Source organism: Corynebacterium sp. HMSC064E08 (assembly GCF_001811805.1).
GTDB classification, from domain to species: Bacteria; Actinomycetota; Actinomycetes; order Mycobacteriales; family Mycobacteriaceae; genus Corynebacterium; species Corynebacterium jeikeium_D.
The window spans coordinates 317433-338953 of sequence record NZ_KV806698.1 but is presented as its reverse complement, the minus strand read 5'-3'; the positions used below and the strand labels follow the sequence as shown (position 1 = coordinate 338953).

General features: G+C 57.5%; 16 protein-coding genes and 1 pseudogene. 14 read left to right on the top strand and 3 right to left on the bottom strand.

Annotated features, from left to right (window positions below):
* Positions 1–2: 2 nt before the first annotated feature.
* Complete coding sequence (locus tag HMPREF2820_RS04720; RefSeq protein WP_016423046.1) at positions 3–521, bottom strand: RDD family protein; 519 nt, start codon at positions 519–521, stop codon at positions 3–5.
* 404 nt (positions 522–925) lie between these two features.
* On the opposite strand from HMPREF2820_RS04720, the gene glnA (HMPREF2820_RS04715) reads away from it, so the two are divergent.
* From glnA (HMPREF2820_RS04715) to HMPREF2820_RS04690, 6 genes are all read left to right on the top strand, one after another.
* The gene (glnA, locus tag HMPREF2820_RS04715) at positions 926–2362 is read left to right on the top strand and encodes a type I glutamate--ammonia ligase (protein ID WP_070603034.1); all 1437 of its coding nucleotides are present in this window, start codon (positions 926–928) and stop codon (positions 2360–2362) included.
* A gap of 955 nt (positions 2363–3317) precedes the next feature.
* Positions 3318–4490, top strand: a complete 1173-nt coding sequence (locus tag HMPREF2820_RS04710; RefSeq protein WP_070603033.1) for an ornithine cyclodeaminase family protein — start codon at positions 3318–3320, stop codon at positions 4488–4490.
* Between the two features lie 72 nt (positions 4491–4562).
* Positions 4563–6020, top strand: coding sequence for a type I glutamate--ammonia ligase (glnA, locus tag HMPREF2820_RS04705; protein ID WP_049170204.1), 1458 nt, complete (start codon positions 4563–4565; stop codon positions 6018–6020).
* A gap of 162 nt (positions 6021–6182) precedes the next feature.
* A complete protein-coding gene (locus tag HMPREF2820_RS04700; RefSeq protein ID WP_048732581.1) occupies positions 6183–6377 on the top strand; it encodes a PspC domain-containing protein in 195 nt (64 codons plus the stop codon).
* Between the two features lie 52 nt (positions 6378–6429).
* Positions 6430–6720 (top strand): PspC domain-containing protein, encoded by a 291-nt coding sequence (locus HMPREF2820_RS04695; RefSeq protein ID WP_070603031.1) that lies wholly within the window; start codon positions 6430–6432, stop codon positions 6718–6720.
* A gap of 309 nt (positions 6721–7029) precedes the next feature.
* Positions 7030–7689 (top strand): hypothetical protein, encoded by a 660-nt coding sequence (locus HMPREF2820_RS04690; protein ID WP_049189581.1) that lies wholly within the window; start codon positions 7030–7032, stop codon positions 7687–7689.
* Between the two features lie 83 nt (positions 7690–7772).
* Here HMPREF2820_RS04690 and HMPREF2820_RS04685 read toward each other — a convergent pair whose 3' ends face one another.
* On the bottom strand, positions 7773–8390 hold the full coding sequence (locus HMPREF2820_RS04685) for a DNA-3-methyladenine glycosylase I (RefSeq protein WP_049189582.1): 618 nt from the start codon (positions 8388–8390) through the stop codon (positions 7773–7775).
* A 52-nt stretch (positions 8391–8442) separates the two neighbouring features.
* Positions 8443–9360 (bottom strand): 2-dehydropantoate 2-reductase, encoded by a 918-nt coding sequence (locus tag HMPREF2820_RS04680; protein ID WP_049189583.1) that lies wholly within the window; start codon positions 9358–9360, stop codon positions 8443–8445.
* Between the two features lie 261 nt (positions 9361–9621).
* Between HMPREF2820_RS04680 and HMPREF2820_RS04675 the strand changes: the two genes are divergently transcribed.
* From HMPREF2820_RS04675 to HMPREF2820_RS04645, 8 genes and pseudogenes are all read left to right on the top strand, one after another.
* Complete coding sequence (locus HMPREF2820_RS04675) at positions 9622–11742, top strand: glucose PTS transporter subunit IIA (protein ID WP_049189584.1); 2121 nt, start codon at positions 9622–9624, stop codon at positions 11740–11742.
* A gap of 41 nt (positions 11743–11783) precedes the next feature.
* Positions 11784–12623: pseudogene (locus HMPREF2820_RS11035) on the top strand (PRD domain-containing protein); the annotation flags it as partial.
* A 177-nt stretch (positions 12624–12800) separates the two neighbouring features.
* Positions 12801–13067, top strand: coding sequence for an HPr family phosphocarrier protein (locus HMPREF2820_RS11030; protein ID WP_224433282.1), 267 nt, complete (start codon positions 12801–12803; stop codon positions 13065–13067).
* Positions 13068–13155: 88 nt separating this feature from the next.
* Positions 13156–14847, top strand: a complete 1692-nt coding sequence (ptsP, locus tag HMPREF2820_RS04665) for a phosphoenolpyruvate--protein phosphotransferase (RefSeq protein WP_070603027.1) — start codon at positions 13156–13158, stop codon at positions 14845–14847.
* Between the two features lie 467 nt (positions 14848–15314).
* Entirely contained in the window at positions 15315–16718 is a 1404-nt protein-coding gene (gene brnQ, locus HMPREF2820_RS04660) for a branched-chain amino acid transport system II carrier protein (protein WP_069359208.1), read from the top strand.
* Between the two features lie 80 nt (positions 16719–16798).
* On the top strand, positions 16799–18043 hold the full coding sequence (locus tag HMPREF2820_RS04655) for a dicarboxylate/amino acid:cation symporter (RefSeq protein ID WP_070603023.1): 1245 nt from the start codon (positions 16799–16801) through the stop codon (positions 18041–18043).
* A 123-nt stretch (positions 18044–18166) separates the two neighbouring features.
* Positions 18167–19615, top strand: coding sequence for a threonine synthase (thrC, locus tag HMPREF2820_RS04650; RefSeq protein ID WP_070603020.1), 1449 nt, complete (start codon positions 18167–18169; stop codon positions 19613–19615).
* Positions 19616–19752: 137 nt separating this feature from the next.
* Positions 19753–21489: a thiamine pyrophosphate-binding protein gene (locus HMPREF2820_RS04645; protein ID WP_246822217.1), complete on the top strand. Its 1737-nt coding sequence runs from the start codon at positions 19753–19755 to the stop codon at positions 21487–21489.
* The last annotated feature ends 32 nt before the right edge of the window (positions 21490–21521 follow it).

Below are 21521 nucleotides of genomic sequence, written 5' to 3'. Positions count from 1 at the left end.
CGCTAACCCAAAATGACGGCCGTGCCAGTGGCACGGTCGTGCATGCCGCGCATATCCGAGTCGGTGATTGCTGGCGGCAGCAAGAAAAGAGTAAGCAAGCTGCGGAAGAAGGCACGAACAAAGCCAACTCGCTCGCCGGGCTTGTCCACGCGAGCGACACCCATCTTCATCATCCACTGGCCCGGAGTGCGGGCGAACAGCCAAACCGACACCGTGCCAATAATGAGGAAGACAACTGGCGAATAGGTCGCAAGGAATGACTGCCAGGCGATAAACGAATCCCCGAACTGGTCAATCTGCGCCTCGCTCGGGCCGAAGAACATCGAAAAAGCGCCGGCAATCATCAAGGAAATAATCCAGTCAATGAGAATGCCGCCGACGCGACGCATCAACGTCGCTTGCGATCCTGGGCCATCGGGGGCAAGACCCAATGCCTGGCCGGGATAGTCCGAGAGCTTGTCCGGATTATCGAACTCTCCCGGAATCTGAGGGCCATCTAACCAACTGTGCTTTTCTTCCATGGGTTCATAGTCTAATGCAGCAATCCGGCTATCAAATCACGGGCTGGGACAGCCATTCAGCGCGTGCGGGGGTAATCCGGGGGCGATGTTGCGTCGCCTTTTCCATTTTCTTATCAGCATGGGAGCTAAAGGCGCGTCGTAAAGCGTGTGTGACATGAATGCGCAGGGTATTGCCTTGTTTCCACAAATAGATAACCCGCTCCCTATTTGCGTAACCCATTCCGTATTGGCGAATTCCTCACGCGCCATGCCAGAAATTCGTGGTTCTAATTCCAGAATGAATGCGTGGTTCGTTAAGCTTGAAGGCGTCAACCGGCCAGTCCTTGACAGCGCGGCAGGTGCACGAAACAGCGTGCAAGAATTCCCTGCTGCGTACTAAACAAGGCCAACTAAGGAGACCGCACATGTCCTTCAAAACTCCCGAGGAAGTAGTCGCGTATATCAAGGAAGAGGGCGTCGAGTTCGTAGACGTCCGCTTCACGGATGTTCCCGGCATCGAGCAGCACTTCACCATCCCGGCATCCGCATTTGACGAGGACGCGATGGCCGAAGGCCTGGCATTCGACGGTTCCTCGATTCGTGGTTTCACTTCCATCGACGAGTCCGACATGGCACTGCTGCCCGACCTGAGCACTGCGCGCATTGACCCGTTCCGCAAGGCAAAGACTCTGAACGTAAAGTTCTTCGTCCACGATCCGTTTACCCTCGAGCCGTTCTCCCGCGACCCACGTAACGTCGCGAAGAAGGCGGAGGAATACCTCATCTCTACCGGCATCGCCGACACCTGTTTCTTCGGCGCTGAGGCGGAGTTTTACATCTTCGACAACGTCAAGTTCGAGACCGACACCAACCGCGGCTTCTACGAAGTTGATTCCATCGAAGGCTGGTGGAACCGCGGCAGGGACCAGAACCCGGACGGCTCTGCAAACCTGGGTTACAAGACCCGTCTGAAGGGCGGCTACTTCCCTACCGCTCCGTACGACCACTACCAGGACCTGCGCGACAAGATGTGCCTGAAGCTCGCTGACGCCGGCTTCGACCTGGAGCGCGCCCACCACGAGGTCGGCACTGGTGGCCAGCAGGAGATCAACTACAAGTTCAACACGATGTTGCACGCTGCAGACGACCTGCAAACCTTCAAGTACATCATCAAGAACACCGCCTGGGAAGAGGGCAAGTCCGTCACCTTTATGCCGAAGCCGCTGGCTGGCGACAACGGCTCGGGCATGCACGCTCACCAGTCGCTATGGAAGGACGGCAAGCCGCTGTTCCACGATGAGGCCGGTTACGCAGGCCTGTCGGACATCGCTCGCTGGTACATCGGCGGCATCCTGCACCACGCAGGTGCGGTACTGGCCTTCACCAACCCGACCCTGAACTCCTACCACCGCCTGGTCAAGGGCTTCGAGGCTCCGATTAACCTGGTCTACTCGCAGCGCAATCGCTCTGCCGCTGTTCGCATTCCGATCACCGGCTCCAACCCGAAGGCAAAGCGCATCGAGTTCCGCGCCCCGGACCCGTCGGGCAACCCGTACCTTGGCTTCGCTGCCATGATGATGGCCGGACTGGACGGCGTGAAGAACCGCATCGAGCCGCACGCTCCGGTCGACAAGGATCTCTACGAGCTCCCGCCGGAGGAAGCCGCCGACATCCCGCAGGCTCCGACCTCTCTCGAGGCCGCACTCGAGGCCCTGCGCAACGACCACGAGTTCCTGCTCGAGGGCGATGTCTTCACCGAGGACCTCATCCAGACCTACATCGACTACAAGTACGAAAACGAGATCGAGCCGGTTCGCCTGCGCCCGACTCCGCAGGAATACGAAATGTACTACGACTGCTAAAGTTTTCGCTTCACGACGGCCACAGCGAGCAGCCCCCATTGCTCCTAGTGGCCGCCCAACGAGCTTGTTAGATGCCGCCTGACCACAGTTAATGTGGCCAGGCGGTTTTTCGTTGCGGTCATGCTGGCTGCGGGCGCCTGGGCCCGCATACGCGCGCGTATGTGAGCACGAATTTGTGCGCGGTTCCGGGCCACTCCCCTGAACAGGGTCATACACCACCACAAAAGGGCCGCGACTCCTGCACGAGTAGAGTTGCACACTCTCCGCCCCAGTCTTATCGATGCAATACTCACTTGTCGATGCGCTATAGCGTGGCCATAAGTGAACAGCGCATCGACAAGTGACAGGGTGGGGAGGATACCGTGCGCATAAGTGCCGGACAGCCGTCGATAAGTGACGAAAAATCGTCGACAAGTGAAGGAAAATCATCGATAGGTGCCAGAAAATTGGCCATAAGTGCGAGGGCGGCGCTAGGGACAATGCAAGGGGCGGATGCGAGGGCAGGGATGGGCGGCCACCAAGAGCGGATGGGGCATGCTGCGAAGGTAAGGTGCCAGGCAATCACGCCCGTTGAACCAGAAATGTGTCGCAGATTAATGACATGTGACAAAGTTCATAAACATTGATGCGTGGGAGGATAATTCACTCATCTGTAATCGTTCTCAAAAAGTATCAATTGTGCATGTCGAAGTAGTTATTACGGGCAACTTATTGACGGAAATTGGGCTCTGTCGCTGTGACCGTCGTAAAGCGGGAATGTCGTGCTGAAAACTGCGTAAACGCCCCCTACGCTGTGGTTTTTCCGTATGGTAGTACGACATACCCCTCGGAAATGGCGCCTCGAGAGCCCGCGCCGAGGCGTTTTGATTGATTCTGGAGAGCATGCATCTGGAATAACTTAAGCCCAGCCGCCGCATAGGGTGGCCGATGAACATTAAGAAGGATTTGAGCATTCTTGACTAACGAAAACGCTGCCAACCCAGAAAACTCAACTCGCATTGATTTTCTCTACCTCAGCGAACCGGACATGGTTGAAGCTGGTGTCACGGATTTCGCCGAGTGTGTTGAGACCATGGAAGAAACCCTGATTCTGCTGGCTGACGGCGACTACCGGATGGCCGGCGCTTCCGCTAACTCCCACGGTGCCCAGATCAACTTCCCGGATAACCCAATCCATGAGGGTATGCCGGCAAATGGCCCTGACCGTCGTTTCATGGCAATGCCCGCTTACCTCGGTGGTCGCTTCAACGGCGCAGGTGTGAAGTGGTACGGCTCCAATGCCGATAACCGCCAGAACGACCTGCCACGTTCGATCCACCTGTTCATTCTCAACGATGCAATTACGGGTGCGCCGAAGGCTGTCATGTCGGCAAACCTCCTGTCGGCATACCGCACCGGCGCTGTTCCGGGTGTCGGCGTCAAGCACCTGGCCGTCGAAGACGCCGAGGTCGTTGGCATCATTGGCCCGGGTGTTATGAGCCGCACCATTCTCGGCTCTGCCATGTCGCAGCGTCCGAGCATTAAGAAGGTCAAGGTCAAGGGTCGCTCCCAGGCCTCGACTCAGAAGGCTGTCGATTGGATTAAGAACGAGTTCCCGCAGCTGGAAGAGGTCCGTATCGTCGAGACCGAAGAAGAGGCCATCCGCGACTCCGACATCCTCATCGCCGGCACCTCGACTTCCTCCGATGGCCCGTCCGGTTTCCCGTACTTCAAGAAGGAGTACCTGAAGCCCGGCGCGCTGCTGCTCATGCCGGCCGCTGCACGCCTCGACGACGACTTCGTGCGTTCCGACGACTGCAACCTCGTCGTTGACTACACCGGCCTGTACGAAGAGTGGTTCAACGAGAACGGCCCAGACGTGACCTATGAGCGCTTGCTCGGTATTCCGGGTAACCGCTGGTGGGACATGAAGGAAGAGGGCACTCTTCCCGCCGAGAAGCTTGTCAACATTGGCGATATCGCTTCCGGTAAGGCCCCGGGTCGCCAGAACGACGAGCAGATCTTCTGCTACTCCATCGGAGGCATGCCAGTCGAGGACGTCGCCTGGGCCACCGATGTCTACGACAACGCCCTGGCAAAGGGCATCGGCACCAAGCTGAACCTGTGGGATGTTCCGCTGCTGAAGTAATAGTGACCAGCAAGTTCGATAACACGATTAGTAAGCTCAACAAGCTAGACGCGAAGTAGGCGAGTTTTACCAATGGGTAAGTTCAAACCCAGCAGTGACCAGACAACTCCGGAAGGAATCCAACGATACATCCGGGACAATGACATTCGCTGGGTAGACGTCCAGTTCACCGACGTTCCCGGCATCGAACAGCACCTAACCGTTCCGGTATCCGAGTTTGATGAGGACTCAGCCTACGAGGGCCTCGCCTTCGACGGATCGTCCATTGCGGGTTACACCTCGGTGGATAACTCCGACATGATGCTGCTGCCCGACCTGGACACGGCTTTCATCGACCCGTTCCGCAAGTCGAAGACGCTGAACATGAAGTTCTTCGTCCATGACCCGCACACCCGCGAGCCATTTAGCCGCGACCCGCGCAATATTGCCCGTAAGGCCGAGAACTACCTGAACGAACTGGGCTTCGCCGATACCTGTAATTTTGGCGCTGAGGCAGAGTTCTACATCTTCGACTCCGTCCGCTACGACTCCAGTTCAAACAAGTCATTCCACGAGGTGGACTCGGTTGAGGGCTGGTGGAACTCCGGTGTGAAGGTAAACCCGGACGGATCGCGCAACCTCGGCCACAAGGTGCGCACCAAGGGCGGCTACTTCCCTACTGCTCCGTATGACCACATGCAGGATCTCCGTGACGAAATCGGCGAGCACCTGCAGGATGTTGGCTTCCATGTTGAGCGCTCCCACCACGAGATGGGCTCCGGCGGTCAGCAGGAGATTAACTATCGTTTCAATACCCTGCTGCACGCCGCCGATGACATGCAGACTTTCAAGTACGTGGTGAAGAACACCGCCAAGTTCAACCAGAAGTCCGCTACCTTCATGCCGAAGCCGTTGGCCGGCGATGGCGGCTCTGGTATGCACATCCACCAGTCACTGTGGAAGGATGGCAAGCCACTATTCCACGATGAAAACGGTTACGGTGGCCTGTCCGACATGGCGCGCTACTACATTGGCGGCATCCTGAAGCACGCCGGTGCAGTCCTGGCTTTCACCAACCCGACGATGAACAGCTACCACCGCCTGGTTCCGGGATTCGAGGCTCCCGTCAACTTGGTCTACAGCCAGGAGAACCGCTCGGCCGCCATCCGAATCCCGATTACCGGCGCAAACCCGAAGGCCAAGCGCATCGAGTTCCGCGCTCCGGACCCGTCGGGCAACCCGTACTTGGCTTTCACCGCCGCAATGATGGCTGGTCTCGACGGCATCAAGAACCGCATCGAGCCTGGCAAGCCGATTGACAAGGACCTCTACGAGCTGCCACCAGAGGAACTCAAGGACGTCCCTACCGTCCCGCATTCGCTGGAGGGTGCGCTGAAGGCGCTGGAGGAGGACCACGAGTTCCTGCTCGCCGGCGATGTCTTCACACAGGATCTCATCGACGCGCATATCCGCTACAAGTTCGATCAGGAGATTATGCCGGCACGTCTGCGCCCGACGACGCAGGAGTTCGAGCTCTACTACGACTGCTAGCATTCGCCCCGTAAAGCTCGCTTAACGACGCCCACACCGCTACCCCACCTAACCGTATTGGGGTAGCGGTGTTTTTAGCTGGGACACGCTGTTTTTAGTCGGCACATTTAGTAGAGCTAGCACCACTGCGAACTAAACGGATTGGGGCTACCCTTGATTGTTATGAACAACAAGTCACTGACCCGTTCCACCAATAACAAAATGGTTGCCGGTGTGCTCGGTGGGTTCGCTGAGTATTTCAACTGGGATGCGACTTTGCTGCGCGTTATATTTGTCGCGTCTTTCCTGATGCCTGGTCCGCAGTTTCTTCTCTATCTCGCAGCATGGATCATCATGCCGAAGGAAACTTACGTATAAGCGCGATCTACCGAAATATACTTAAATAGCCATACCTTGGAGTTTTTATCTAATGAGCGACGCCGCTCCCGAAAAGTCCACCAAGAAAATTTACCGCTCGCGTAATGACCGCCTCCTCGGTGGCGTCCTCGCAGGAATCGCGGAAAGCCAAGGCTGGGATATCACTTTCACACGAATGGTCTACATCATCCTTCCCTGCGTTGGATCGATGATTGGCTGGAAGATTGGCGCTGGATTCCTAGCTCTTTACCTCTTAGCCTGGTTCGTCCTGCCAGATGGCGAGTACACGCTTGACGACGATGCCCGCGGCTCCAACCACGCAGAGAAAGAAAATAAGCAATAAACGTCAAGCTTAATAAGATTGATACCTTTCCGTTACTCGCAACGCCCTCACCAGCACTATTCCAATTTCGCAATCACGCAAATTCGGTAACAAATAGAGCATAGAGTGCACAGACTCGCGCCATTTGACTTGCACAGGCCCCAGAATTACCTAGTGTTCTTTCTGTACGGCTTTGAAGCCACACCATCTTCGAATGTCCGATATTCAAAAGAATTGTCAATTTCTCTTTGAATTTAATTCGGACAAATAGTGGAAGATGCCAATAATTGAATAGGTAACTTAGTTAGCTCTCAAGAAAGTGGTTTTGAAATGCAGAACAAGAAGATGACCCGTATCGCTACCGCAATCGTTGGCTCCGCCGCCCTACTCGGCGGCCTGGCTGCATGTTCTTCCGATGATGCAAAGGATGCTGCTAACAACGCCAAGGATCAGGCTGGCCAGGTAGCAACCGACGCCACTGATAAGGCTGGCGACGCTATGGACGGCGCTAAGGACAAGGCCGGCGACGCAGCTGATGGCGCTAAGGACAAGGCCGGCGAGGCTGCTGATGGCGCTAAGGACAAGGCCGGCGAGGCTATGAACGGTCTGGGTCTGGGCGACGCTGCTGGCGAGGATGTGGCAGAGGCTGACCTGCCTGAGTCCATCACCGAGGCAGCTTCTTCCTTCACCTCCCCGTACGATGCTGAGGCTGGCGAGTTCAAGTCCGCTAAGAAGGTCGGCGACGCAGTTGCCGCTGAATACGAGAACGTCACCTTCGTTGAGTCCCCGGAGACCAACGGTGCACAGCCGCTGATCGGTAAGATTCGCGAGACCTGGGTTGCCAACGGTGCACTGGAAAACGAGATTGGTCTGCCGACCGCACCGGAGTCGGAGATTGAAAACGGCTGGGAGCAGCCGTTCACTAAGGACACCATGAAGTGGACCTCTGAGGACGGCCAGAACTACTCCGACTCCTACGAGAACAAGTAGTTCTACACGAACCGAAAGATTTTGAGCGTGCCGGGTGGCACGCTCTTTTTCTTTCCCCCTAGCTAGTTAAATCCCCCTTTCCCCTAGCCAAAAACGCCAGAGGCACCGCGCCGATGTGCGCCAACAATGTTGATATCGACAATCCCCACGGCAGCCATTGATGCAAAGACCGTGGTGGGGCCTACGAACTTAAAACCAGCTTTCTTCAATGCCTTGGCAAGCGCCTTGGACTCCTCGGAGTAGCTGGGCACCTCTTCGATTGAACGTGGCTCGGGAGACTTCTCCGGTTTAAACGACCACATCAACTCGGCTAAGCCGCCGTTTTCACGCAGAGCAATCGTCGCCGCGGCGTTATTGATTACCGCGGTAATCTTCCTGTGATTCCGAATGATTCGTTCATCATTCATCAATCTTTCGACATCTTCGTCATCGAAATCAGCAACCGCATCGGGGTCGAAGTTCGCGAAGGCTTCCTGAAACGCGGGCCGCTTCTTCAGCACTGTCTCCCACGACAACCCCGCCTGAAATACCTCCAGGCTGAGCCGTTCGAATAGTCCTTGCTCATCGCGCACCGGCATCCCCCACTCGGTGTCGTAGTACTCTCTCAGCAGCTCACTGTGAGCAGCCCATGCCGGTCGAGCCAATCCATCCTCACCGATGATGAGCCCATTGTTTTCCGTGTAGTCCGATCCAATTTTCATCAGTCTTTCCAATCCCCCAATTCCGGTTTGACTTAGCTGAGCACCGCAGCTCTTAATTCTTATGCTTGTGTTGACGCCCAACCAGAGCGCCATACACCAGATCCAGCGTCGGCGTTTCCACTTTCGCCTTCTGCCCCATCCGGCGGATTGCGCCAATCTGGGCATCGAGCTCATTGGTAAGTCCCGCGGTGTAGTCGCGCTGCATCGACGAGGTGTTGTCGTACCCTTGAGCATCAGTAAAGGCCAAGGTCCGCGACACGATGTCCTCTGGCAGCGCAACGCCGCAGGCTCGACCGACTGCCTCGGTTTCTTCAAACATCCGCGTCAAGCTGTCGCGCATTTCCGAACGCAAGTAACCAATCGGACTATCAGCCAGGGCACCTAGGGCACCGAGGTTAGCCACGAACATCGCTTTTGCCCAGATATCGACCCAGATATCCGGGAGCTGTTCGCCACCGAGCCCAGCCATGTGCAATGCCTCGATAACTGCCCCGACCAGGTCATTAGTGGAGTCATCGAATGTGCCGATGTTCAGGCTCATCGGTCCTGGTCGGAAGGTGACTTCTGCCGGGCCAGTGTGGATAAAGAAACCGCGGATAACACCCGGGAACACCTTGTCCTCACCGAACCGCCCCGCTGCCAAATAAGGGATTTCCACCGAGTTATGGGTGGTCACCACTGCTGCACCAGCCGGAACTTGCGGGAAAGGATCGTTGCCCGGCAGCGCCTTGGTTGCCGCAATCACAACATCGACGTCGACGCCATCGGCAGTGAGTTCACCCCAATTGTCGGCTGCTTTGACGGGGATAATGCTGCGTTCCCCGTGCTCGTCGATAAGCGTGAGCCCCACCTCACGAAGACGTGTCAGGGTCTCGCCGCGGGCGAGAAAGACGACATCATAACCCGCTTGCACGAGGCGACCGCCAAACCAGCCGCCGACAGCTCCTACACCTAAAACTCCAATCCTCATAGCTGCCACCTTACGACTTCCGCACTGAGCGCGAAATAGGTTGCATGCGGTTGTCCACAGACAATCCAGGCTATCCCCAAATATGAAATTTGAGCTTGAATTACTACCTTGTCAAAACTATGTAAAGCGGAGTAGGGTCGAAGTTAATAGATATCAACCCAGGGTTGTTACTCTTTTGAGGCAAGACCTGAGGCTCACAGTTTGTGGTGCCTCGGGTCTTTTTGCGTTTAACGGCCCTGCTTACTGTGAAGGAAGGTCACGATGGGGTCGTCAAAAGATTCCAGCGCGAGGGCAATAGTTGAAAACCTCGGTGGACCCGGAAACATCACAAGCATGACGCACTGTGCGACGCGTCTGCGTTTTGAACTCGGTGATGTCTCCAAGATTAACGAGGACAAGATTGACAAGGTGCCGGGCGTACTCGGTGTCGTTCACCAGGGCGATAACCGCTACCAGGTCATCTGTGGCGGTGGCGTCGAATCGATGTACACGGCAATTAAGCATCTACCGGAAATGAAGGGCGCCGGCGCAGTCGCCACTAAGTCCGACGCAGACGTTAAGGCAGAAGCTCGCTCGAAGGCACGCGGCAAGTACTCCTGGTTGGACAACTTCTTCGAGTACCTCTCCGATTCGTTCCGCCCAATCCTGGGCGTGCTGTTGGGTGCATCGCTGATTATCGCGATTGCGGCTGTACTCGACGGCCTGAACATCGTCGACTTCCGCGCTGAGGATAAGTCCGCCACCTGGATTTTCGTCGATGCCATGTGGCGCAGCGTCTTCTACTTCCTGCCAATCATGGTCGCCTACAACGCAGCGAAGAAGCTGCGGGTAGATCCATGGCTGGGCGCAGCCATCATGGCTGCCCTAATGACGCCGGAGTTTATGAGTCTGCAGGATACCGATCGCTTCTCGGACACCATCAAGACAGTCAACGAGGAACTCGGTACCGAAACTTTCACCGCCAACATCTTCGGCCTGCCAATGCAGCTCAATGACTACGGCGGACAGGTCTTTGTACCGCTGATCATGGTCGCCATCCTGGCAGTGGTCTACCACGGTTTGAAGAAGATCTTCCCGGAGAATGTGCAGATGGTCTTCGTGCCGTTTATCTCCATGCTGATCATGATTCCGCTAACGGCCTTCCTCATCGGCCCGCTGGGCATCTGGCTTGGTAACGGCATCGGCTCCGGCCTGGCATGGATGAACTCGAACGCACCGTTTGTGTTCGCAATTCTCATCCCGATGCTCTACCCGTTCCTCGTACCGCTTGGCCTGCACTGGCCACTGAATGCGCTGATGCTGGTCAATATCCAGACTCTCGGCTACGACTTCATCCAAGGCCCGATGGGTGCCTGGAACTTCGCCTGCTTCGGAGCAACTGCCGGTGTGCTGGTTCTTTCCATGCGCGACCACGACACTCAGATGCGCCAAACTGCAACGGGTGCACTCGCTGCCGGTCTCTTCGGTGGTATCTCCGAGCCGTCCCTCTACGGTATTCACCTGCGCTTCAAGCGGATCTACCCACGCATGCTGCTCGGCTGTTTCGCCGGCGGTCTGACTATCGCCATCCTGTCGGCTCCGTTCGGTGGTGTGACAACCAACGCCTTCGTCTTCACCTCCCTCATCACCACTGTCGTGTTCAAACCGATGTGGGTCTACCTGATTTCCGTCGCCGTGGCATTCTTCGTCGCCATGTTCGCCATCATTCTCACCGACTACCGCACGCCGGAAGAGAAGGCTGAGGCCGAGGCCGCACGCGCCGCAGAGCTTGACGACGAACCCAGCGACGCCACCCCACACGCTGCCACCAGTGGCTCCGATTCGGCTCCAGCTGAGGCTTCCGGTGACGCTGGTACCAACGCCGAGGCTGCCGCACCGGCTGCTGCGGCAGCTGGCGCCGGTGGTGTCGCAACTGCCGTTGATACCAAGCCTGTACAGGTGCAGGCCCCGGTTGCCGGTGAGGTTGTCAGCCTTGCCGAGGCCGGCGACGCGGTCTTTGCCTCCGGTGCTCTCGGTGACGGTGTCGGTATCAAGCCGACCAGTTCTACCGTGGTCGCACCCGTATCGGGCACGTTGATGACTGTGGCAAAGACCGGTCACGCCTTCGGTATTAAGACCGATGACGGTGTAGAGGTACTCGTCCACGTCGGTATCGACACGGTCAAGATGGCCGGTGAAGGCTTCGATGTCCAGGTTTCCAAGAAGCAGCACGTCGAGGCCGGCGATGTTCTTGCCGAAGTCGATTTCGACAAGGTCAAGGAAGCTGGCTACCCAACCACGACACTGATGACCATCACCAATACCAAGAAGCTGACCAAGGTTTCCCCGGTCACCGGCATCTCCGTCCAAGCCGGCGACACGGTCATCGAAGTTCAGCCATAATTGATTTCTAGAAGGCATACCGGCCTGAAATCCCTCAACTTATGGAGGAGTTCACGGTTACCGACATGGAAATCCTGAGAGTATTCAATAACAACGTGGTCCTGGCCAAGGACGCGACCGGCGAGAAAATCATCACCGGCCGCGGCATTGGCTTCAAGGCCCGCCCGGGGCAGCCGGTTGATTCGAGCAAAGTTGTTCGCATCTTTGTCCCAGCGGAAGGCCGTGATCCGGACCATATTGCCACGATGCTCACAGAAATTCCGCTGGCTCACATGACTCTTGTGACCGATGCGGTAACCGCAGCCGGCCTGCCGGAATCGATGACGAAGAACGCTTCCCTCCTTGTGGCGTTAGCCGATCACATTGGTTTCGCCATCATGAGGGCAGCTAACGGGCAGCGAGCCGATTACCCGCTGCTCGCGGAGGTCAGCCAACTTTATAGTGAAGAATACGCGCAGGCGCAGGCGATTTTGTCGCATATCAATCGCGCTCTCAATGACCGTCGTATAGCACCATTGCCCCGTTCCGAAGCAGTGGCTATTACGTTGCACCTGGTCAATGCTGGTTTTTCTACGGGTGATTTGAGCTTCACCTACACCATGACGGGCGTCCTGCAGCAGCTGCTCACAATCATTGAAAGTGATTTTGGCATCACGCTGGAGCCAGAGACTGTCAATGTGGGGCGCTTCATCACACACCTGCGCTACCTGTTCGTCCGGATTGCCAAGCATGAGCAGTTGAAAGATCACTCCTCCGCTATTGGCCAGGCCATCCGTGACTCCGCCCCAGAGGCGTTTCGCTGCGCACAGCGTATCTCCGCAGTCATTGAACTGCGTCTGGGGTCGGGGTTGACGGAAGACGAAGTTTCCTACCTCACCCTGCACATTGCACGCATTGTGCAGGCAGCGGCTGTATCTCCCACCGCCTCCAGGGTTTCCCGGAGCGTGCGCGACGTTGATGCTAAGCAAGCACCAGCGGGCGGCGCACCCGCGGTGGGATGTACAGGCACTGTGCCTGAGTCAGAAAATTTCACATATTCGACCCGAAAGGATTCAACCATGATTACTCGTACCGCTACCATCGGTTCCTCCGTAGGCCTGCACGCTCGCCCGGCTTCCCTGTTCACTCAAGCTGCTGCTGAGTACGACTACGACATTGTCATTTCCCTTGACGACGAAGAGGCCGATGCCGCCTCGATCCTGGAGGTCATGACCCTCGGCGCTAAGCACGGCGACGAAGTCACGCTGAGCTGCGAGGACGACTCCGCAGCTGCAGCTCTGGACGAGCTTGCAGCCATGCTCGAACGCGACCTGGATGCCGAGTAAGCCCAGCTAGAACGCTCCTGGATAACACCACGGCACACCACGACCGACGAGTATCCCCGCAGAGGTCCCGAAAAGGAGATCGGAAGCAATGAACGAGCAGCACACTGTCATCTATGGCATCGGTGTCTCGACCGGTACGGCCAGCGCTGAAGTAGTAAAGGTACTCCCCGCTCCGGGAGTTGACACTCAAGAACCGTCGTCGACCGATCCCATCGCCGATGGTGAGCGCGTCCGCGCGGCGATGGCCAACGTCGCAGAGTCGCTGAAGAAGCAGGCTGAGCACTCCAGCCCGCAGGCACGTCCGATTCTGGAGGCCACTGCGCAACTGGCTTCCGATAGGGCGCTCGCCAAGGCCGTGGTGAAGAAACTCAAGGCAGGCTCCGGCGTCACCCAGGCCGTTCACGATGCCGTTGAGGACTACGCGCAGCTCCTAACCAGTCTCGGTGGCTACATGGCTGAACGTGTCACCGACCTCTACGATGTTCGCGACCGCACAATTTGCGAGCTGCGTGGCCTGCCAAAACCGGGCGTCCCGGATGTCTCCACCCCAACTATTCTGCTTGCCGACGATCTCGCGCCCGCCGAAACCGTGGGTCTTGACCCCGAGTTGGTCGTAGGCATTGCCACCGCTGGTGGCGGGCCGACCAGTCACACGGCTATCCTCGCAGCACAGCTGGGCATTCCAGCCGTCGTTAAGGCGAAGGGCGTCATGGAGCTTGAGGCCGGAACCTTCGTCGCCATTGACGGCGGCGCCGGTGAGGTGATTGCGAATCCGACCGCCGATGAGGTCGCCGCGTTGGAAGAGCGCGCTCGACGCCGGGAAGCAGCCCTGGCGCAGTCTGTGGGCGCAGGCAAGACCGCTGATGGGTACCCCGTGAATCTGCTGGCCAACATTGGTACGGCGGAAGATGGTGAGTCTGCAGCAGCGCAAGATAATGAGGGCACCGGCCTGTTCCGTACTGAGTTCCTTTTCCTCGACCGCGACAAGGCTCCGAGTTTGGAGGAACAAACGGAAACCTACACTCGTGTGCTGAAGGCATTCGGTGAGCGACGCGTGGTTGTGCGCACGCTGGATGCGGGTGCGGATAAGCCGCTGAGCTTTGCCGACCTAGGCGAGGAAGAAAACCCGGCGCTGGGTCGCCGCGGACTGCGCCTGTCGCAGGCTCGGGAAGATTTGCTGGATACGCAGCTGGATGCACTCGCCGCTGCGTTTGACGCCACCGGGCGCAAGGCTGACCTACGGGTTATGGCTCCGATGATCGCAACGGTCGAAGAAACAAAGTGGTTTGCGGACAAAGCGCGTGAGCGTGGCCTGCCGAAGGTCGGCATCATGATTGAGGTCCCCGCAGCAGCGATTCGTGCGAAGCAGCTGCTGTCCATTGTGGACTTTGCCTCCATTGGTACTAACGACTTGTCGCAGTACACTATGGCGGCCGACCGTATGCAGGGGGCTCTGGCGGATCTCCTATCTCCATGGCAGCCGGCTGTGCTGCAAATGATTAAGTCCGCATGCAAGGGCGGCAATGCTACCGGCAAGCCCATTAGTGTCTGCGGTGAAGCCGGCGGTGACCCGCTGCTGGCACTGGTCCTGGTGGGCCTCGGCGTGAGCTCGCTGTCCATGGCTTCCAAGAAGGTGCCGGCCGTCCGCGCCGCTCTCCGCCTCCACGACCGCGCTACCTGCCAGCAGATGGCAGCATACGCTGTCGATGCCGAAACTGCGGCCGATGCGAAGGCCGCAGTGACCGCGCTGGTGGATCCGAAGGTGAAGGATCTGCTGTAGAGCGACGGAATTAGCACTAAGCCTGGCGTACACACGCTGTCAGCGTAAACGTGTGCGCCAGGCTCTTTCTCTTATGTTCGCTGCCCCATCACAGGCAGCAAATTTTCTGGGAAATTTCTTGATTTTCCCTCTCTCGAACGCCCCATTAGGATAAATAGAGTGCCTTCGTCGGCACCACCAACGCCGTCGAAGCCCCTTAATAATTCAAATAAAGACGGATCATACAAGCCGCAACTTAATTCACGCATCAGGCTCCACCCAGCCCGTGAAAATTCACAATTTCACATTAAGAGTGTCAGTTTTCGACATCGTGGCCTTTCATCTACATGGGCACACGAACTGCAATTGCGCTGCTGTAACGGGCGTTTGCGCCACCGCAGCACCGGCAACAATGGCATCGCCACAGCAGCTTGCAGCATCGCCCTTGACCTTACGGGCGACACTAATTTAGAAAGAACACAATTCTCATGACCAAGTCGAGCGGAGTGGAGTCCCCGAAGTCTTTCGCTTCCATTATCGTTGTTACAGCTCTCATGCTGTTTTCGATGTTCTTCGGCGCGGGCAACCTCATCTTCCCGCCGAAGCTCGGAGTGGATTCCGGTACCAATTTTGGCCCCTCAATCACCGGCTTCCTGCTCACCGGTGTGGCGTTGCCAGTTCTGGCCATCATCGCCATCGCCATTTCAGGCAACAACCTGCGTGACCTAGCGTTCCGCGCGGGCCGCATCTTTTCCCTGGGCTTCCCGGTAATCGCATACCTTTCCATCGGTGCTTTCTACGCTCTGCCGCGTACCGGTGCCGTGTCGTACGAAACCGGTGTCCAGCCGATTTTCGGCAGTGATTCACTGGCCGTCGCTGCGGCCTTCTACTTTGTTTTCTTCGGTATCGCCTTAGCACTTGCGTGGAATCCGAATGAAATTGTGTCCAAACTGGGCAAGATTCTCACCCCGGCTTTGCTGATTCTCTTGGTTGTATTGGTTGGAATGTCGGCATTCAAATTCGATGCCGCTCCGGCTGCGCCAATTGAGAAGTACTCCTCTACCCCATTTGCCTCCGGCCTGGTCGAGGGCTACCTCACCATGGACTCCATCGCCGGCCTGGCATTCGGCATTATTGTGATTTCCGCCCTGCGCGTCAGCGGTGTCCCAGAAGGCAAGCGCATGGTTCGCGGAACCATGACCGCAGGACTGTTCGCCGGCATTTTGCTCGCCATCATCTACTTGGGTCTGGGCTATGTCGGCCAGGTGCTGCCGAATGCCGCCTCCTTCGATAACGGCTCGGGCATTCTCGCAGAGGCTTCCAAGCTGGCCATGGGCCAGGTCGGACAGATTGTCTTCGGCCTCATCGTTCTGCTCGCATGTATGACCACGGCTGTCGGCCTAATTGCCGCCACCAGTGAGTTCTTCAACCTGCTGCTTCCGGGCATCAGTTACAAGGCCTGGGCCATTATCTTCACGGTCATGTCCTTCGTAATGGCAACACAGGGGCTGTCTCAGGTACTGGCGATTGCCGCGCCGATCATCACCTTTATTTACCCGCCGGCTATCACTCTGATTGCACTGACTCTTCTCGACCCGGTCATTTCCTACTCCTTCAAGCTGCATTACACCTACCGCCTGGGCGTCTGGGTTGCCACCATCTGGTCGGGTATCTCAGTACTCTCCGGTTTGGGTGTCGGTGGTTCTGCTTTGGCGGACTTCCTCAGTCTCGTACCTGGTCAGAGCATCGAGTTCGGATGGTTCCTGCCGACTCTGGCAGCGACGGTGATCGGATACGCAATTGACGTCGTCACGCGAAAGCAGCGCGCAAATCGCCCGGCGAGTGTGCTTGCCGACGAGACCGTTGCAGAAGAGGTAGCCGAAAAGGCGTAAAACCACACCCGGTTATTTGCGTTGCATAACGTAAATACCGCACGCTAGAGAAGTAAATTCCATCCGAACAAGGATTGACTATGAGTACCCGAATGCGTTTTACGCAAACGCTCCTTTTCCGCGTTATTGTCGCGATTATTCTGGGCATTGTCTGCAGCTTTTTCTTCCCGGACTGGCTGGCTCGAATTTTTGTCACTTTCAATGGCCTCTTTGGTAACTTCCTGGGCTTCTTTATCCCGGTGCTGATTTTTGCCCTCATCACGCCGGCGATTGCTAGCCTGGGCCGCGGCGCCGGAAAGTGGCTGGGTATTACCACTGCTATCGCCTACGGCTCGACGGTGTTTTCGGGTCTATTGGCCTACGCCGCCACCCAGGGGCTCTACCCTTGGCTGCTCGGCGCTGATCAGGCCGGCACATCGGTGGATATTGATGAGGGCGCGCTGGAGAGCTTCTTCAATGTAGAGATGCCACCACCGTTTGACGTCATGACCGCCCTGCTGCTGGCTTTCACGGTCGGTGTGGCGATGACCACCGTGAAGTCGGACTCGCTCTACCGCGGTGCGACGCAGCTGCGCGACGTGATTATGAAGATCATCTCGGCATTTATCATCCCACTGCTGCCGATTTACATCTTCGGCATGTTCCTGTCTATGGGCATGAACGGCAACCTGACCACGACGCTGTCGATGTTCTTCAAGGTGCTGCTGCTGGCAGTCATCGGCACCGTGCTCCTGTTGGCAATCCAGTTCTCCATCGCTGGCGCCATCGCTGGCCGCAGCCCGTGGACGTCCCTGAAGAACATGCTGCCGGCTTACGCCACCGCACTCGGTACCTCCTCCTCGGCCGCTACCATTCCGGTGACTTACAAGGCCGCGCTGAAGAATGGTGTCTCGGAGAAGGTCGCAGGCTTTACCGTGCCGCTGTGCGCGACCATCCACCTGGCCGGTTCGATGATGAAGATCACCCTGTTCGCGTTTGCTGTGATGTTTATGGCGGACAAGCCGCTTTCGCCGGGCATGGCCATCGGCTTCATTCTCACTTTGGGTATCACCATGATCGCGGCTCCGGGCGTTCCGGGTGGCGCAATTATGGCCGCGGTCGGAGTGCTGCAGTCCATGCTCGGCTTCGATCAGGAGCAGGTCGCTTTGATGATTGCCGCCTACATCGCCATCGACTCCTTCGGTACCGCATGTAATGTCACTGGTGACGGTGCAATTGCCATGATTGTTAACCGCTTTGCCAAGGATGATGTCATCGACCGTTCCGAAGAGCTCAGCTTCGACGCTGAAGAGACCAATTCCGCATCTTCCACAACCGAGGCCTAACTGGCTTCGGTGCATATGTAAAAATTAAAGAAAACATCCACCGGTCAACCCCGTCGCAATCTTTCAAAAGGCCTTCTTATGGGCCGATGCGGCGGGTGTTGGCATACATGTAAGGGGCCCGCCTTGGACTTCATTTCGACTCGCGACCCAGAGCGCACGCCGCACAAGTTCTCAGACATTCTCCTGGGAGGTCTCGCTAACGACGGTGGCCTCTACCTGCCGGTCGAGTACCCACAGGTTGACGATGCCACTTTGACGCGTTGGCGCTCCGTGCTTGTCGACGACGGTTACGCAGCCTTGGCTGCAGAGGTCGTCAGCCTTTTTGTGGACGACATTCCACTGGAGGATTTGCGCGGTATCTGTGCACGGGCGTACACCTACCCGAAGTTCTCCGATCCGGATATTGTGCCGGTGACGAAGCTGGAAGATCAGCTCTACATCGGTCACTTGTCCATGGGCCCCACAGCGGCATTCAAGGATATGGCGATGCAGCTGCTCGGTGAGTTCTTCGAGTATGAGCTGGCTCGTCGTGGCGAGACCCTGAACATCCTCGGCGCCACCTCTGGTGACACGGGTTCCTCGGCCGAGTATGCAATGCGCGGCCGTGAGGGAATCAGCGTGTTCATGCTAACTCCGGCTGGTCGAATGACCGCGTTCCAGCAGGCTCAGATGTTTGGTCTGCAGGATGCCAACATTCACAACGTCGCCCTCGACGGTGTCTTCGACGATTGCCAGGACATCGTTAAGGCGGTCTCCGGTGACTTGGAGTACAAGGCCAGCCGCCACATTGGCGCAGTCAACTCCATCAACTGGGCTCGCCTGATGGCTCAGATCGTGTACTACGTCTCCTCGTGGATTCGTGTCACTGGCGGCAACGGTGCTGAGGCGAACAACGCGCAGAAGGTCAGCTTCAGTGTGCCGACCGGCAACTTCGGTGATATTTGCGCCGGCCATATTGCGCGCCAGATGGGTGTGCCAATTGACCGCCTGATTGTGGCTACCAATGAAAACGATGTCTTGGATGAGTTCTTCCGCACGGGTGCCTACCGCGTGCGCAGCGCTGCGGAGACTCAGGCTACCTCTTCCCCATCGATGGATATCTCCCGCGCGTCTAACTTCGAGCGTTTCATCTTCGATCTGCTGGGGCGCGATGCTGAGCGCACTGCAGACCTCTTTGGTGTCAAGGTCAAGGAGGGCGGCTTCTCTCTTACTGCTGATCCGATCTTCCCGGAAGCTTCTGCCCAGTACGGTTTCCTCTCCGGTCGCTCGACTCACGCTGACCGCGTCGAGACCATCAAGGACTGCTGGGACCGCCTAGAGGTCATGGTCGATCCGCACACCGCTGACGGCATCCACGTCGCCCGCGGCCTGGTAGACCAGGTATCCACCCCAATTGTCTGCCTGGAGACCGCTCTGCCGGTAAAGTTCTCCGAGACCATCCTGGAGGCCACCGGACGCGAGCCGGACTGCCCGGAGCGTTTCGCGGACATCATGAATGCCCCGCGCCGCGTTACCGAGCTGCCGAATGATGTCGATGTGGTGAAGAAGTTCATCGACGACAACGTGGCTTAAAACCGGGCATAGCCCAACCTCCCCCCCCCATCCGCGCAGCAGCGATGTGGAATAGTGCCCTCTTTTTTAAGGGCAAACGGCATTATCTTGGGCTATAGGGCTGTTATTACCCCCGTGATTACCTCACAATTGTTCACATGAGTTTCACTCGAGTTAATAGCCGTCCTATGCCCCACGCGCCCGCATCTTCCCCGCTGGAAGGTTCCCAAAAGACCACCACGGTCTCGCGGGCGCTGGCCGACACACTGGCCCAGCACTGCGACCACTGCTTCGGTCTCATCGGCAACGCGAACTCCCACTTCACGTCAGCCCTTACTGAATCGGGATTCGGCTACTCCTCCGTCCGACACGAATCGGCTGCTGTCGGGGCCGCCGATGCCTTCCACCGCGCAGGCGGTGGGCTTGCTATCGCGACCGCCACTTGCGGCGCAGGATTCACCAATGCGCTAACCACTCTGGCCGAGGCTCGAGTAGCCCGTATTCCGCTAATTTTTGTCGTCGGCACGCACCCGGAACGCCCACGTCCCTTTGACCTCAATCAGGCGGCGCTCCTCGACGCCCTCGACGTCTGTCATCGCACCGCCACTCCCGAGTCCGCGCTTGACGACGCAAACTTTGCGGTCCAGCACGCACTGAGCTCTCGGCAGCCTGTCGTGCTGCTGCTCCCCTATGACATCCAAGAAGCACCGATAACGGCATCTGCGTCTGAAACAAAGTCTGCTAATCAGGAGCATCTGCACACCGGCCGACCAGAATGGTTGGAGTCAACTGTCGCGTCGCTGGCTGAGGAACTGCAGACTGCCCGTCGCCCACTCATTATTGCTGGTAGAGGTGTGTTGCTCTCTGATACCGCAGACCTAGTCCGTCGCATCGGGGACAGTGCAGGGGCACTGTTTATGCACTCAGCGATGGCTCGTCATGTGCTTTCCAGTCCGTGGCAGATTGGCACCGTGGGCGGTTTTGCGCATGCGTGGCAGGTGGAGCTAGCTCGACAGGCCGATGTGGTGCTGTTCCTAGGAGCAAGCTTCAACGCTTTCCAAAACCGTGGCGGCAACATGTTTGCACCGGACGCGAAGATTATCCAGGTTGTCGACGAGCCCCATCCCGCTGCTCAGCCGTCGGTGACACCGCTATTGGCTAAGTTGGAGGAACTTCTGCCCGTACTGGCAGAGCAGCTGGAGAAGTCCCGGGGGGCGTCGTCAAGCATATGGCGTGCGGAGTTGAAGACACTGCCGACGACAGCGGAGGTCGAATCACTGACGTGCGCGGATGGCCGGTTGGATCCGCGGGCGTGCCTGCAGTATCTGAATCGTATCCTGCCCAATGAGCGCGCTGTGTGTACCGACGGTGGCCATTTCCTGGGGTGGGTTCCGAAATATCTCGATGTGCCTGGTCCGCAGCAGCAAGTGATTGTGGGCACGGCGATTCAGTCAATTGGTTTGGGCATGGGGTCACTTGTCGGCCTCGCGGCAGCACGGCCCGAGGACTATTGCGTGCTAGTCGCCGGTGACGGGGGCGGCACGATGGGTATTGCGGATTTACCTGCGGCGATTGAGCAGCTGCGGCGTGGTCGTGGCGGTTGCGTGGTGTTCATTAACGATGCTGCCTATGGCGCGGAGCTGCACCAGTTTGGCGATGTCGGGTTGGACACCTCGTCCATGGAGATTGCCGACTACGACTTCGCCGCAGTCGGACGTGCCTATGGCGCTCACGGTTTCAGTGTCGGCAAACCTGAGGACTTTACCCAACTCGACGCCTACTTCCATGACGTTTCCAACTCCGATGAGGCTTCCGTTGCCGTAATTGATTTCAAGGTCTCACGGCTGGTGGTCGCGGACTTCGTGAAGGAAGTTCTGGCTAAGGCACAAAGGTAGTTTGCCGCAGGCATGATCGGGGCCATCTAGAC

Excerpts from the sequence above, each read along its gene's own strand:
- HMPREF2820_RS04655 (WP_070603023.1), top strand. The coding sequence starts at position 16,799 with ATGAGTACCCGAATGCGTTTTACGCAAACGCTCCTTTTCCGCGTTATT.
- glnA (WP_049170204.1), top strand. The coding sequence starts at position 4,563 with ATGGGTAAGTTCAAACCCAGCAGTGACCAGACAACTCCGGAAGGAATC.
- HMPREF2820_RS04695 (WP_070603031.1), top strand. The coding sequence starts at position 6,430 with ATGAGCGACGCCGCTCCCGAAAAGTCCACCAAGAAAATTTACCGCTCG.
- brnQ (WP_069359208.1), top strand. The coding sequence starts at position 15,315 with ATGACCAAGTCGAGCGGAGTGGAGTCCCCGAAGTCTTTCGCTTCCATT.
- HMPREF2820_RS04685 (WP_049189582.1), bottom strand. The coding sequence starts at position 8,390 with ATGAAAATTGGATCGGACTACACGGAAAACAATGGGCTCATCATCGGT.
- HMPREF2820_RS04675 (WP_049189584.1), top strand. The coding sequence starts at position 9,622 with ATGGGGTCGTCAAAAGATTCCAGCGCGAGGGCAATAGTTGAAAACCTC.
- HMPREF2820_RS04680 (WP_049189583.1), bottom strand. The coding sequence starts at position 9,360 with ATGAGGATTGGAGTTTTAGGTGTAGGAGCTGTCGGCGGCTGGTTTGGC.
- HMPREF2820_RS04690 (WP_049189581.1), top strand. The coding sequence starts at position 7,030 with ATGCAGAACAAGAAGATGACCCGTATCGCTACCGCAATCGTTGGCTCC.
- glnA (WP_070603034.1), top strand. The coding sequence starts at position 926 with ATGTCCTTCAAAACTCCCGAGGAAGTAGTCGCGTATATCAAGGAAGAG.
- ptsP (WP_070603027.1), top strand. The coding sequence starts at position 13,156 with ATGAACGAGCAGCACACTGTCATCTATGGCATCGGTGTCTCGACCGGT.
- HMPREF2820_RS11030 (WP_224433282.1), top strand. The coding sequence starts at position 12,801 with ATGATTACTCGTACCGCTACCATCGGTTCCTCCGTAGGCCTGCACGCT.
- HMPREF2820_RS04700 (WP_048732581.1), top strand. The coding sequence starts at position 6,183 with ATGAACAACAAGTCACTGACCCGTTCCACCAATAACAAAATGGTTGCC.
- HMPREF2820_RS04645 (WP_246822217.1), top strand. The coding sequence starts at position 19,753 with ATGAGTTTCACTCGAGTTAATAGCCGTCCTATGCCCCACGCGCCCGCA.
- HMPREF2820_RS04720 (WP_016423046.1), bottom strand. The coding sequence starts at position 521 with ATGGAAGAAAAGCACAGTTGGTTAGATGGCCCTCAGATTCCGGGAGAG.